Origin of the sequence: Thermus caldifontis, assembly GCF_003336745.1 — a bacterium.
Classification (GTDB): Bacteria; Deinococcota; Deinococci; order Deinococcales; family Thermaceae; genus Thermus; species Thermus caldifontis.
Window position 1 is genome coordinate 1 of the sequence record NZ_QGMX01000022.1, and the last position, 12141, is coordinate 12141.

The 12141-nt window shown below is 65.5% G+C and carries 14 protein-coding genes; 9 read left to right on the plus strand and 5 right to left on the minus strand.

The genetic code is table 11. From position 1 onward, the window contains the following. Positions 1-41: 41 nt before the first annotated feature. Both DK874_RS10570 and rocF read right to left on the minus strand, forming a co-directional pair. On the minus strand, positions 42-458 hold the full coding sequence (locus DK874_RS10570; RefSeq protein WP_114313993.1) for a DUF2939 domain-containing protein: 417 nt from the start codon (positions 456-458) through the stop codon (positions 42-44). Positions 459-496: 38 nt separating this feature from the next. Next, a complete protein-coding gene (gene rocF / locus DK874_RS10575; RefSeq protein ID WP_162798784.1) occupies positions 497-1387 on the minus strand; it encodes an arginase in 891 nt (296 codons plus the stop codon). Between the two features lie 85 nt (positions 1388-1472). Between rocF and DK874_RS10580 the strand changes: the two genes are divergently transcribed. The 9 genes from DK874_RS10580 to lysN all read left to right on the plus strand — a co-directional run bounded on the left by DK874_RS10580 (position 1473) and on the right by lysN (position 9003). After that, on the plus strand, positions 1473-2009 hold the full coding sequence (locus DK874_RS10580; RefSeq protein WP_114313994.1) for a YceD family protein: 537 nt from the start codon (positions 1473-1475) through the stop codon (positions 2007-2009). A gap of 58 nt (positions 2010-2067) precedes the next feature. Beyond that, positions 2068-2250, plus strand: a complete 183-nt coding sequence (rpmF, locus tag DK874_RS10585) for a 50S ribosomal protein L32 (protein WP_015716502.1) — start codon at positions 2068-2070, stop codon at positions 2248-2250. Positions 2251-2340: 90 nt separating this feature from the next. Continuing rightward, a complete protein-coding gene (locus tag DK874_RS10590) occupies positions 2341-3309 on the plus strand; it encodes a beta-ketoacyl-ACP synthase III (RefSeq protein ID WP_114313995.1) in 969 nt (322 codons plus the stop codon). Then, the gene (fabD, locus tag DK874_RS10595; RefSeq protein WP_114313996.1) at positions 3309-4226 is read left to right on the plus strand and encodes an ACP S-malonyltransferase; all 918 of its coding nucleotides are present in this window, start codon (positions 3309-3311) and stop codon (positions 4224-4226) included. The genes DK874_RS10590 and fabD overlap by 1 nt, the downstream gene beginning before the upstream one ends. Continuing rightward, the gene (fabG, locus tag DK874_RS10600; protein ID WP_114313997.1) at positions 4219-4956 is read left to right on the plus strand and encodes a 3-oxoacyl-[acyl-carrier-protein] reductase; all 738 of its coding nucleotides are present in this window, start codon (positions 4219-4221) and stop codon (positions 4954-4956) included. Before fabD ends, fabG begins: the two co-directional genes overlap by 8 nt. Positions 4957-5009: 53 nt before the next feature. Further along, positions 5010-5252, plus strand: a complete 243-nt coding sequence (gene acpP, locus DK874_RS10605; protein WP_114313998.1) for an acyl carrier protein — start codon at positions 5010-5012, stop codon at positions 5250-5252. A gap of 168 nt (positions 5253-5420) precedes the next feature. Next, positions 5421-6647: a beta-ketoacyl-ACP synthase II gene (fabF, locus tag DK874_RS10610; RefSeq protein WP_114314030.1), complete on the plus strand. Its 1227-nt coding sequence runs from the start codon at positions 5421-5423 to the stop codon at positions 6645-6647. Beyond that, positions 6648-7778, plus strand: coding sequence for a deoxyguanosinetriphosphate triphosphohydrolase (locus DK874_RS10615; RefSeq protein WP_114313999.1), 1131 nt, complete (start codon positions 6648-6650; stop codon positions 7776-7778). It abuts the gene before it with no gap. A gap of 31 nt (positions 7779-7809) precedes the next feature. Next, a complete protein-coding gene (lysN, locus tag DK874_RS10620) occupies positions 7810-9003 on the plus strand; it encodes a 2-aminoadipate transaminase (protein ID WP_114314000.1) in 1194 nt (397 codons plus the stop codon). 23 nt (positions 9004-9026) lie between these two features. On the opposite strand, the gene DK874_RS10625 is transcribed toward lysN, so the two are convergent. The 3 genes from DK874_RS10625 to DK874_RS10635 form a co-directional block, all read right to left on the minus strand. Then, positions 9027-9959 (minus strand): RluA family pseudouridine synthase, encoded by a 933-nt coding sequence (locus DK874_RS10625; RefSeq protein WP_114314031.1) that lies wholly within the window; start codon positions 9957-9959, stop codon positions 9027-9029. Between the two features lie 73 nt (positions 9960-10032). Continuing rightward, on the minus strand, positions 10033-10863 hold the full coding sequence (locus DK874_RS10630; protein ID WP_114314001.1) for an ABC transporter ATP-binding protein: 831 nt from the start codon (positions 10861-10863) through the stop codon (positions 10033-10035). A gap of 42 nt (positions 10864-10905) precedes the next feature. Continuing rightward, positions 10906-12108: an ABC transporter substrate-binding protein gene (locus DK874_RS10635; protein WP_114314002.1), complete on the minus strand. Its 1203-nt coding sequence runs from the start codon at positions 12106-12108 to the stop codon at positions 10906-10908. Positions 12109-12141 lie beyond the last annotated feature (33 nt).

Consider the following 12141-nt stretch of genomic DNA (forward strand, 5'->3'; position numbering starts at 1 on the left):
GCGCATGGCACCCCCCTTATCTCTCATGTCTGCTAGTGGTGTCAAGTAGCAAACGAAGGAATAAAAACCCGGGATAGCCCCTGCCATCTGAGCCGCCATTGGCGCACCTCTTCCAGACCGGCCTCCCCGGGGTCTTTCCCCGTGCCCAAACTGGCAAGACCCTCGGGCGTAAGCAGGACCTCCACCAGGGCCTCGATCAAGCCCCCGGCGAGGAGGAGCCCCAAAGCCGCAAAGGGATCCTCCTGGGCCTTCTCCAGTTCCTTAACCATGGCGGCATGGAGATCCGCCTTGAGGCCTTCCCTAACCCGGGAGAAGTCCACGTACCGCTCCAGGGCCGCCGCATCCCGGCGCTCAATGGCCCCCTGGAGCCCCCGGAGGGCAACGTAAGGCGAAAGGGCCAGGTAGCCTGCCAAAGCCAGGAACAGGAGGAGGAATCCCAACCACCAGCGAGCTTTCATGGAGCTACTCTAGCTCACGTTAACCCTGGTGTCAATCCTTAAAGAATACGTTTTCCCAGGAGGCTTAACGCCAACCCCACCATCATCTCCGCCGTGCGGTTGCGCTCGTCCAAAATGGGGTTCACCTCCACCAGGTCCAGGCTTCGCACCCGGCCCGAATGGGCCAGGATCTCCATGAAGAGGTGGGCCTCCCGGTAGGAAAGCCCCCCCGGGACCGGGGTCCCCACCCCGGGCGCCAGGGTGGGGTCCAGGACGTCGGCGTCCAGGGACACGTGCAGGGGCAGGCCAGCAAGCCCTTCCAAAACCTCCTCGGCGATGCGGGCCACCCCCAGGCGGTCCACCTCGTGCATGGTGTACACGGTAACCCCCAACTCCTTCAGAAGGCGCTTTTCGCCAGGGTCTACGCTCCTTACCCCCACTAGGACCACCCGCTTGGGGTCCACCGCCTGGAAGGCCTCGGTCAGGCGGGGATGCCCCAGGCCGCAGAGCACCGCCAGGGGCATGCCGTGGATGTTGCCACTGGGGCTGGTTTCCGGGGTGTTGAAGTCCGCGTGGGCGTCCACCCAGACCACCCCTAGGGGCTGCTGGGCCACCCCGCTTATCGAGCCCATGCTCAGGGAATGGTCCCCACCCAAGACGATGGGGAACACCCCTTCTGGCAAGGAGCGGAGCCTTTCTTTAAGCTCGAGGGCCGCCTGGCGGATCTCCTCCAGGTAGGTCTGGCCATTCCCATGGGTTCTCCCTTTCCTTAGGGTTTCCGCCAGGGGCACCCCTACATCGCCCAGGTCCTCCACCCAAAACCCTAAGCCCTCCAGCTCCTCCGCAAGCCGGGCGTAGCGCAAAGCGGAAGGCCCCATGTCCACCCCACGCCGCCCCGCACCCAAGTCCATGGGCACTCCTAGGATGGCCACCCGCTCCATGGGGGGCATGGTAGCAGAAAACCCCATACACCGCTTGGGAACTTTATGCCTCCCCTACTAGGAGAAAGGAGGGGGGAGCGCTATACTTAGAAGGATGGAATACCGCGAGGTGGCAAGCATCAATCTGGCCCGCCTCTTGCGAGAAGGAGGAACGGTTCGCGCCACAGGCGTGGTGCAGGAAGCCTTTTGGGTAGGCGAGGAGCGCTTCCCCTTGGAAGGCGAGGCCACCTGGAAGGTGGCGGTTTCCGCCGTGGGCGGGGACGAGTACTGGCTTTCGGGTGAGGTGGAGGGCGTGGCCCTCATGGAGTGCCGCCGCTGCCTCAAGCCCACCCCTACCCCCATCCACGCCCACTTCCAGCACCTTTTGCGCTACCAGCAGGGCCTGGGCAAGGTGGTCTTCCACGAGGAGGCGGAGGAGGAGTACTACACCTTTGGCGAGCCCGACCTGGACCTTCTTCCCTTCCTCACCGAGGCCTTCGTCACGGAGATGCCCTATACCGTCCTCTGCCAGGAGGGGTGCAAGGGCCTCTGCCCCGTGTGTGGGGCGGACCGCAACCTGGTGGACTGCGGCCACGAGCCGGAGGTCCACCACCCCTTCTTGGGCCTTAAGGACCTCCTTCCCGAACTCTAGCGGGTCTGCTATACTACCAGGGGTTTAGCGGGGGCCATGCCCCCCTGGAGGACTGGAGATGGCCAAGCACCCTGTACCCAAGAAGAAGACCTCTAAGGCGCGGCGCGATGCCCGTAGGAGCCACCATGCCCTGACCCCCCCGACCCTGGTTCCCTGCCCCGAGTGCAAGGCGATGAAGCCCCCGCACACCGTCTGCCCGGAGTGCGGCTACTACGACGGGCGCAAGGTTCTAGAAGTCTAGACCGGGTCAAGATAAGGGGCCCCGGAACCTGGGGCCTCAACTTTTTTCACTGCCAGTGGGTATAGTGGTGCCCATGACGGGAGGTCAGGCATGAGCGGCATCCTGGCCCTGGGGGCTTACGTCCCCAAGAGGGTCATGAAGAACGAGGAGTTTGAGGCCTATCTGGACACCTCGGACGAGTGGATCGTGACCCGCACCGGCATCCGGGAACGGCGCATCGCCGCCGAGGACGAGTACACCTCGGACCTGGCCTTCCAGGCGGTGGAGGACCTCCTCAAGCGGCACCCGGGGGCTTTGGCAGGGGTGGACGGGGTCATCGTGGCCACCAACACCCCCGATGCCCTCTTCCCCGACACCGCCGCCTTAGTCCAGGCCCGCTTCGGCATCCAGGGCTTCGCCTACGATCTGTTGGCGGGCTGCCCAGGATGGCTTTACGCCCTAGCCCAAGCCCACGCCCTGGTGGAGGCGGGCCTGGCCCGGAAGGTCCTGGTGGTGGGAGCCGAGGCGCTTTCCAAGATCCTGGACTGGAACGACCGGGCCACCGCAGTCCTCTTCGGGGACGCCGGGGGCGCGGCGGTGGTGGGAAGGGTGCGGGAAGGCTTCGGCTTCCGCTCCTTCGTGCTGGGGGCGGACGGCAGCGGGGCCAAGGAGCTCTACCATGCCTGCGTGGCCCCTAGGCTTCCCGACGGAACCTCCATGCGTAACCGCCTCTACATGAATGGGCGGGAGGTCTTCAAGTTCGCCGTGCGGGTGATGAACACCGCCACCCTCGAGGCCATAGAGAAAGCCGGCCTCACCCCCGAAGACATCAAGGTCTTCGTGCCCCACCAGGCGAACCTCAGGATCATTGACGCCGCCCGGGAGCGCCTGGGCCTTCCCTGGGAGCGGGTGGTGGTGAACGTGGACCGCTACGGCAACACCTCCACCGCCTCCATCCCCTTAGCCCTTAAGGAGGCGGTGGACGACGGCCGGATCCAAGAAGGGGATCACGTGCTCCTGGTTTCCTTTGGGGCCGGGCTCACCTGGGCTGCGGCGGTACTCACCTGGGGGGGAGCCTGATGTACGCCGCCCTCTTTCCGGGCCAAGGCTCCCAGCGGGTGGGTATGGGAAGGGCCCTCTACGAGGCCTCTCCCGCCGCCAAAGAGGTGCTGGACCGGGCCGAGGCCACCTTGCCCGGGCTTCTTGCCCTCATGTGGGAAGGCCCCGAGGAAGCCCTCACCCTCACGGAAAACCAGCAACCCGCCCTCCTGGCGGTGGGCTACGCCGCCTACCGGGCCTTTCTGGAGGCCGGGGGGAAGGAACCCCTTCTGGCCGCAGGCCATTCCCTGGGGGAATGGACCGCCCACGTGGCCGCAGGCACCCTGGAGCTGGAGGATGCCCTGAGGCTGGTGCGCCTCAGGGGCCGGTACATGCAGGAGGCCGTACCCCCAGGAAAGGGGGCCATGGCCGCCATCCTAAAGCTTCCCCTCAAGGCCATCCAGGAGGCCTTGGCGGGGCTAGAGGGGGTGGAGATCGCCAACCTCAATGCCCCCGAGCAGACGGTGATCTCCGGCGAGAAGGGGGCGGTGGAAGAGGCGGCGGAAAGGTTAAAGGAAAAGCGGGCCCGGGTGGTCTTCCTGCCGGTCTCCGCCCCCTTCCACTCCTCCCTGATGGCTTCCGCCAAGGAACGCCTGGCCCGGGACCTGGCCCAGGTGGCCCTGAGGAAACCCCGCTTTCCCGTTTACTCCAACGTGACCGCCAGCCCCGAGGAGGACCCCGAGCGCATCCGTGCGCTTCTCCTGGAGCAGATCACCGCCCCGGTACGCTGGGTGGAGATCCTAAGGGATATGGAAGGGAGGGGCATCCGGCGCTTTTTGGAGTTTGGTAGCGGCGAGGTGCTCAAGGGCCTGGTGGCCCGCACCCTGAAGGAAGCCCAGGCCCTTTCCGTGGGGGACCCGGAAGGGGTAAGGAAAGCGTTGGAGGTGGAGGATGCGTAAGGCACTGGTGACGGGGGCCAGCCGGGGCATCGGCCGGGCCATCGCCCTGAGGCTGGCCAAGGAAGGCTACGCCTTGGTGATCCACTACGGCCAGAACCGACAGAAGGCGGAGGAGGTGGCGGAGGAGGCCAGGAGGCTGGGAAGCCCCCTGGTGGGGGTTTTGGGGGCCAACCTCCTGGAGGCGGAGGCCGCCACAGGCCTGGTCCACGCGGCAGCGGAGATCCTGGGGGGGCTGGACACCCTGGTGAACAACGCCGGCATCACCCGGGATACCCTCCTCATCCGCATGAAGGATGAGGACTGGGAGGCGGTCCTCGAGGCCAACCTCTCCGCGGTCTTCCGCACCACCCGCGAGGCCATCAAGCTCATGATGAAGGCCCGCTTCGGGCGCATCGTGAACATCACCAGCGTGGTGGGCATCCTGGGCAACCCCGGCCAGGCCAACTACGTGGCCTCCAAGGCAGGGCTCATCGGCTTCACCCGGGCGGTGGCCAAGGAGTACGCCGCCAGGGGGATCACGGTGAACGCCGTGGCCCCTGGGTTCATCGAAACGGAGATGACGGAAAAGCTCCCGCCGGAGGTGCGGGAGGCCTACCTGAAGAGCATCCCTGCGGGGCGCTTCGGCCGCCCCGAGGAGGTGGCCGAGGCCGTGGCCTTCCTGGTCTCCGAGGCCGCCGGGTACATCACCGGCCAGACCCTATGCGTGGACGGGGGGCTCACCCCCCATTGAGGGGGCCAGGCCCGGGGCTAGACCCCGTGGTAAAATCCCCGAGGGAGGTTTTCATGACGGAGCAGGAAATCTTTGAAAAGGTCAAGGCGGTTATCGCGGAAAAGCTCTCGGCGGAACCGGAGAAGATCACCCTCGAGGCCCGCTTCATCGAGGACCTGGGGGCGGACAGCCTGGACACCGTGGAGCTGATCATGGGCCTGGAGGACGAGTTCGGCCTGGAGATCTCCGACGAGGAGGCGGAAAAGATCCGCACCGTGAAGGATGCGGTGACCTACATCCAGGCCAAGCTGGGTTAAGGCCTTACACCACCCCTCTTTGGCTGTTGCCAAGGTGGGGGCCCCGGCAAATCCCTAGGCCACGCTCTCGGACACCTACGGGAGAGGGGAGAGAACGGGTAGCCTCAAGGAGGGCGCATGCATGCGCCCTTTCCTTTTTTCCCGGGCTCCTTTCGGTATACTACCCCCATGCGACGCGTGGTCATCACCGGCCTAGGCCCCTTAACCCCCATCGGCGTGGGGGCCGAAGCCTACCACAAAGCCCAGCTGGAAGGCCGAAGCGGGGTGCGCCCCATCACCCGCTTTGATGCCTCCGCCTTGCCGGTGCGCATCGCCGCCGAGGTGGACGTCAATCCGGAGGCGTTCATAGACAAAAAGGAACTCCGGCGGTTGGACCGCTTCGTCCAGTACGCCCTGATCGCCGCCGAGCTGGCCCTTAGGGATGCGGGGCTGGAAACAAGCGCCCTGGACCCCGAGCGGGTGGGGACCCTGGTGGGCACGGGCATCGGGGGCATGGAGACCTGGGAGGCCCAGAGCAAGGTCTTCCTGGAGCGGGGCCCAAACCGCATCAGCCCCTTTTTCATCCCCATGATGATCGCCAACATGGCCTCGGCCCACATCGCCATGCGCTATGGTTTCATGGGACCGAGCTCCACGGCGGTCACCGCCTGCGCCACGGGCTCGGATGCCCTCGGAAATGCCCTCCGCATGATCCAGCTGGGGGAAGCCGACGTGGTCCTCGCTGGGGGCACGGAGGCCGCCATCACCCCCATGGCCATCGGGGCCTTCGCCGTGATGCGGGCCCTTTCCACCCGGAACGAGGAGCCCACCAAGGCGAGCCGGCCCTTCACCCTAAGCCGGGATGGCTTCGTGATGGGGGAAGGGGCGGGGGTCTTGGTGCTGGAAGAGTACGAGCACGCCAAAAGGCGGGGCGCCAGGATCTATGCCGAGGTGGTGGGGTTTGGCCGGAGCGCCGACGCCCACCACATCACCGAGCCCCACCCAGAGGGCAAAGGCGCTGCCTTGGCCATGCGCCGCGCCCTCTTGGATGCCAGGGTGGACCCCGAGGCGGTGGGCTACATCAACGCCCACGGCACCTCCACCCCCGTGGGGGATCGGGCGGAGGTCCTGGCCATCAAGGAGGTCTTTGGGGAGCACGCCAAAAGGCTTATGGTCTCCAGCACCAAGAGCATGACCGGCCACCTCCTGGGGGCCGCCGGCGGCATTGAGGCCATCGCCACGGTGCAAGCCCTCTACCACGGGGTCATCCCCCCCACCATCAACCTGGAGGACCCCGATCCCGAGCTGGACCTGGACTTCGTGCCCGAGCCCCGGGAGGCCAAGGTGACCTACGCCCTCTCCAACTCCTTTGCCTTCGGCGGGCAAAACGCCGTCCTGCTCTTCAAACGGGTTTAGATGCTAATAGACCGGGAAAGGCTTCTGGAGGAAGAGGCCCAGCGCCTGGCCCCCTATGCGCAAAAGGCCCGGGACACCCGGGGAAGGCAGTACCCGGAGCCCGAGTCCCCCTACCGCACCCCTTACCAGAAGGACCGGGACCGCATCCTGCACACCACCGCCTTCCGCCGCCTGGAGTACAAGACCCAGGTCTTCCCCAACTGGGCCGGGGACTACTACCGCACCCGCCTGACCCATACCCTCGAGGTGGTCCAGGTGGCCCGTTCCATCGCCCGCGCCTTGGGCCTCAACGAGGACCTCACCGAGGCCATCGCCCTTTCCCACGACCTGGGCCACCCGCCTTTCGGCCACACGGGGGAGAAGGTCCTGAATGACCTGATGCAAGGCCACGGGGGGTTTGAGCACAACGCCCACGCCCTCAGGATCCTCACCCAGCTGGAGGTGCGCTACCCCGGCTTCACGGGGCTCAACCTCACCTATGAGGTTCTGGAGGGAATCGCCACCCACGAGGCCGCCTACGCCCCCGGCTTCAAGCCGGAGTACGAGGGCAGGGGCACCCTCGAGGCCCAGGTGGTGGACCTCTCCGACGCCATCGCCTACGCGGCCCATGACCTGGACGACGGGCTCCATAGCGGCCTCCTTCGCCCCGAGGAGCTTTCGGAGGTGGCCCCCTTAAGGGAACTGGCCCGGGAAGAAGGGTTGGATCTCCTCCGTTTTGACGAGCTTTCCCGCCGCATCCTGGTGCGCCAGCTTCTGGGGTTTTTCATCACCGAAGCCATAGGGGCCACCCACCAGGAGGTGGAAGGGGCCGGGGTACAAAGCGCCGAGGAGGTGCGCCGCCATCCCAAACGCCTGGCCGCCCTCACCCCTGGGGCGGAAAAGACCCTCCAGGAGCTTAAGGCCTTTCTTAAGGAGCGGTTTTACCGCCATCCCGAGGTCTTGAGGGAACGGCGAAAAGCCGAGATGGTCCTGGAGGGCCTCTTCCAGGCTTACACCCGCTACCCCGAAACCTTGCCCAAAGAGGTGCAGGCCAAAATCCCCCAGGTGGGCTTGGAGCGGGCGGTGTGCGACTACCTCGCCGGCATGACGGACCGGTACGCCCTCGAGGCCTACCGGAAGCTCTTTCCCTGAAAACCCCAGGGGCGAGGGATAAAATGGGTAGGTGAAAACCCTGGACTGGAATACCCTTTTTGGCGAAAGGGCTGGGCGCATCCAGGCCTCCACCATCCGCGAGCTATTGAAGCTCACCCAGCGCCCCGGCATCCTTAGCTTCGCCGGGGGGCTCCCTGCCCCAGAGCTTTTCCCCAAGGAGGAGGCGGCGGCGAAGGCGGCCGAGATCCTCAGGGAAAAGGGCGAGGTGGCCCTGCAGTATGGGCCTACCGAGGGCTACCTCCCCTTGCGAACATGGGTAGCGGAGTGGCTTGGGGTAAGCCTGGAGGAGGTCCTCATCACCACGGGAAGCCAGCAGGCCCTGGACCTGGTGGGCAAGGTCTTCCTGGACGAGGGAAGCCCGCTGCTCCTGGAAGCCCCCAGCTACATGGGGGCCATCCAGGCCTTCCGGGCCTATGGGCCCCGCTTCCTCACGGTGCCGGCAGGGGAGAATGGGCCGGACCTAGGGGCCTTGGAAGAGGTCCTGGAACGGGAACGCCCCCGTTTCCTCTACCTCATCCCCTCCTTCCAGAACCCTTCCGGGGGGCTCATGCCCCTTAAAGCCCGCCAACGCCTTGTGCAGATGGTCATGGAACGGGGCCTGGTGGTGGTGGAGGACGACGCCTATCGGGAGCTTTACTTCGGCGAAACCCGCCTGCCAAGCCTCTTTGAGCTTTCCCGGGAGGCGGGGTATCCCGGGGTCATCTACCTGGGTAGCTTCTCCAAAGTGCTGGCCCCGGGCCTTAGGGTGGCCTTCGCCGTGGCCCATCCTGAGGTTATCGTTAAGCTCACCCAGGCCAAGCAGGGGGTGGACCTGCACACCCCGGTCCTCAACCAGATCCTGGTGCACGAGCTGGTGAAGGAGGGCTTCCCCGAGCGCCTGGAAAGGATCCGCGCCACCTATAGGGCCAAGGCCCTGGCCATGCTGGAGGCCCTGGAAAAGGAGATGCCCCAAGAGGTCGTCTACACCCGGCCCAAGGGGGGGATGTTTGTGTGGATGACCCTCCCCGAGGGGCTCTCCGCCGAAACCCTCTTCCAAAGGGCTATCGAGGAGAACGTGGCCTTCGTGCCCGGAGGCCCCTTCTTTGCCAATGGGGGCGGGGAGAACACCTTGAGGCTTTCCTACGCCACCCTGAATCGGGAAAGGATCCAAGAGGGGGTCAGGCGGCTTGGAAAGGCGCTGATGGGGCTACTGGCCACGGCCTAGGGCCCATGCCGGGTCCCTGCCCCTCAGGACCCCGCCGCCTCCCTGTACCCTTCCCGCTCGAGGCCTTCCGGCCACCTCCCCCCCAGGGCCTCCCAGGCCTGGACCATATCCATCGGCACCGGGGCCTGGAACTCCAGGATGCGGCCGGTGCGGGGGTGGGGGAAGCGGAGCTCATAGGCGTGCAGGGCTTGGCGCGGGATGTGGGGGCTTTCCCGGCCGTAGACGGCATCCCCCAGGATAGGGGCCTTCAAATGCTTCAGGTGGACGCGGATCTGGTGGGTGCGCCCCGTGTGGGGCCGGGCCTCCACCAGGGCCAAAGGTCCCGCCGTGGCCAGGATGCGGAACTCGGTCTCCGCATACCGAGGCGCAATCCCCCCAACATGCATCTTGTGCCGCTCCACGGGATGGCGGCCGATGGGGGCGATGAGGGCCCCTTCCCGGGGATGCCCTTCGGTGATGGCCAGGTAGCGCTTCATCACCAACCGGTCGCGGAAGGCCCGGGCCAGGGCCTCGAGGGCCCCCCCGTGCTTGGCCACCACCATGACCCCGCTGGTATCCTTGTCCAGCCGGTGCACGATGCCCGGCCGTACCAGCTCGGGCCGCTTTGCCTCCACGGGAGGGAAATACCGGCCTAAAAGGGCGTTCACCACGGTGCCCGAATAGACCCCGGGAGCCGGGTGGGTTAGAAGCCCTGCGGGCTTATTGAGGACCAGGAGGTCCTCGTCCTCATACAGCACGGGAATGTCTAGCTCCTCCGGAAGCACGAAGGGCGTTTCCTCCGGGGGGAGGACCAAAACCTCCTCCCCTTTAAGGCGGTAGGCGGCCTTCTCCACCACCCTCTCCCCTACCTGGACCCGGCCCTGGGCGATCCACTCCTGGGCCCGGCTGCGGCTCACCCCACAGGCCTCGGCCACCGCCTGGTCCAGGCGCACCCCCTGGGCACGAAAGCGCACCATCCCCCTCATGATAGCGGGCCGGGCGGCTTCCTGGCCTTCCCTTACAGGAGGGCGCTTCTTGCGCACAAACGGGCTACATGAACCGCTTTCGCCGCTTGTAGGCCTTGACCTCTTTAAAGCTCTTCCGCCCGCCTCCCTTGGCCACCCCCAGGTAGAACTCCTGCACGTCGGGGTTTTCCAACAGGTATTCCCGGTCCCCTTCCAGCACGATCCGGCCCGTTTCCATGATGTAGCCGTAGTGGGCGATGGAAAGGGCCACCCGGGCATTCTGCTCCACCACCAAGACCGTAACCCCTTCCTCTGCGTTCACCCGGGCCACGATGTCGAAGATCTCCCGCACCAAAATGGGGGCGAGGCCCAAGGAGGGTTCGTCCAGTAGAAGAAGCTTGGGCTTGGCCAGGAGAGCCCTTCCGATGGCGATCATCTGCTGCTCCCCCCCAGAGCAGTACCCAGCCAAGCGGTTGCGGAGGTCCGCCAGGCGGGGGAAGTAGTGGTAGATGCGCTCCATTTCCTCCTTTAGGCCCAGGGCCCTTCGGGTCAGGGTGCCCACCCAGAGGTTTTCCTCCACCGTGAGGTGCTTAAAGACCCGGCGGCCTTCCAGCACCTGGACGATCCCCATCCGCACGATCTCCTCGGGGGGGCGGTTATGGATGGGCTTCCCCTGGTAGAGGATCTCCCCCCTCACCACCTCCCCATCCTCGGGGATGAGGAGGCCGGAGATGGCCCTCAAGGTGGTGGTCTTCCCCGCCCCGTTGGGGCCTAAGAGGGCGGTGATGCGCCCTTCGGGCACCTTTAGGGAGACACCGCGGAGCACCTGGATGATGTCGTGGTAGACCACCTCGATGTTGTTGACCAAGAGGAGGATGGGGCCTAAGTCTTCGGGGCGTGTGGGGTTCAGGCTCATGGCGAAAGGAATGCCCGGGGGTTGCCCCCCGGGCCTACCGGGCTACTTGCCGTAGTGCACCTTGCGGAAGAGGGCCGAGGTGAAGGGCTCGGTGATGGGGACAAAGCGACCCCCTTTGGCCTCGAGGATCCTCAAGCCCTCCGCCCCGGTGTGCTCGCTCTTGGTGAAGTCAATCTCAATGCCCTGCTTGGTGGAAACGGCAAAGCCAGGCTTAAAGGCGTTGGGGCCGTTCATGCCGATGAGGGCCTGGTAAACGGTCTCTCCGGTGATGCGCTTGAACCGCTCCTGGGCCCGGCGCATGGCCTCCACGGCAATGGCGGTGGCCAGCATGCCGTTGGTGTAGTTCACGCTCTCCACGATGCTTTGGGGGCGCTTGTACTTCTCCCCCAGCTCCTTTTGCAGGCGAATACCTGGGGCATCCTCGTGGTACATGTAAAAGCTCGTCACCCACAAGAACCCCTCCGCCGCATCCCCCGCCAGGTTGATGAGGTCAGGGCCACCGGTGTAGTGGGCCCCAAGCTGCTTGATCTTCTTGTCCAGTCCCAGGCGCTTGGCGTCCTTGAGGATGTTGGCCACAGGGCCGGCCACGTTCTGGTGCACGATGAACTCCACCCCTGCCCCCTCAAAGCGCTTCAAGAGAGCGGTATTGTCCAGGTTCCCCGCCCCCACCTCCTGCACGTCCACGATCTGCAGGCCAAGCTGGGCCGCCGCCTTGCGGGCATCGGCCACCGGGGCCCGGCCAAAGGGCGAGGGATGCACCACCAAGGCCACCTTAGCCCCCTTCTTCTGCTTGGCGATGTACTCCAAAAGGGCCACCACCTGCTCGGAGTAGGTGGTGGTGGGGATGAAGAAGTACTCGTTGTTGGGAGCGTCAATGAGCTCCACGTGCATGGAGGCGGGAATGGTGGGCACCTTCACCTCCTGGATCAGGGCCTTAAGCTGCAGGTTGGCCCCGGTGGCGTAGGAGAGGAAAACAGGTATCTTATACCGGTCCAGGGCCTCCTCAAAGAAGCGCTGGGTGTTGGCGTTGTTGTACTGGTCGTCCCTCACCAAGCAGTTCAACACCACCCCGGGGATGAGCTTTCTTTCGTTGGCGTACTTGCAGTAGTCCTCCACCGCCGCCCCGTAAGGAGCCCCCGCATCCGAGGTGGGACCGGTGATGGCCCCCGACCACAGGATGGTCACCTGTTGCTGGCCCAAGGCCAGCCCCGCCATGGCTACAAGACCCAACCAAACCTTTCGCATCTCGCTCACCTCCCATTGCCAACCCCATAAGGG

Excerpts from the sequence above, each read along its gene's own strand:
- DK874_RS10590 (WP_114313995.1), top strand. The coding sequence starts at position 2,341 with ATGAGCGGCATCCTGGCCCTGGGGGCTTACGTCCCCAAGAGGGTCATG.
- fabD (WP_114313996.1), top strand. The coding sequence starts at position 3,309 with ATGTACGCCGCCCTCTTTCCGGGCCAAGGCTCCCAGCGGGTGGGTATG.
- DK874_RS10630 (WP_114314001.1), bottom strand. The coding sequence starts at position 10,863 with ATGAGCCTGAACCCCACACGCCCCGAAGACTTAGGCCCCATCCTCCTC.
- rpmF (WP_015716502.1), top strand. The coding sequence starts at position 2,068 with ATGGCCAAGCACCCTGTACCCAAGAAGAAGACCTCTAAGGCGCGGCGC.
- DK874_RS10625 (WP_114314031.1), bottom strand. The coding sequence starts at position 9,959 with ATGGTGCGCTTTCGTGCCCAGGGGGTGCGCCTGGACCAGGCGGTGGCC.
- DK874_RS10580 (WP_114313994.1), top strand. The coding sequence starts at position 1,473 with ATGGAATACCGCGAGGTGGCAAGCATCAATCTGGCCCGCCTCTTGCGA.
- DK874_RS10615 (WP_114313999.1), top strand. The coding sequence starts at position 6,648 with ATGCTAATAGACCGGGAAAGGCTTCTGGAGGAAGAGGCCCAGCGCCTG.
- DK874_RS10635 (WP_114314002.1), bottom strand. The coding sequence starts at position 12,108 with ATGCGAAAGGTTTGGTTGGGTCTTGTAGCCATGGCGGGGCTGGCCTTG.
- fabG (WP_114313997.1), top strand. The coding sequence starts at position 4,219 with ATGCGTAAGGCACTGGTGACGGGGGCCAGCCGGGGCATCGGCCGGGCC.
- rocF (WP_162798784.1), bottom strand. The coding sequence starts at position 1,387 with ATGCCCCCCATGGAGCGGGTGGCCATCCTAGGAGTGCCCATGGACTTG.
- fabF (WP_114314030.1), top strand. The coding sequence starts at position 5,421 with ATGCGACGCGTGGTCATCACCGGCCTAGGCCCCTTAACCCCCATCGGC.
- DK874_RS10570 (WP_114313993.1), bottom strand. The coding sequence starts at position 458 with ATGAAAGCTCGCTGGTGGTTGGGATTCCTCCTCCTGTTCCTGGCTTTG.
- acpP (WP_114313998.1), top strand. The coding sequence starts at position 5,010 with ATGACGGAGCAGGAAATCTTTGAAAAGGTCAAGGCGGTTATCGCGGAA.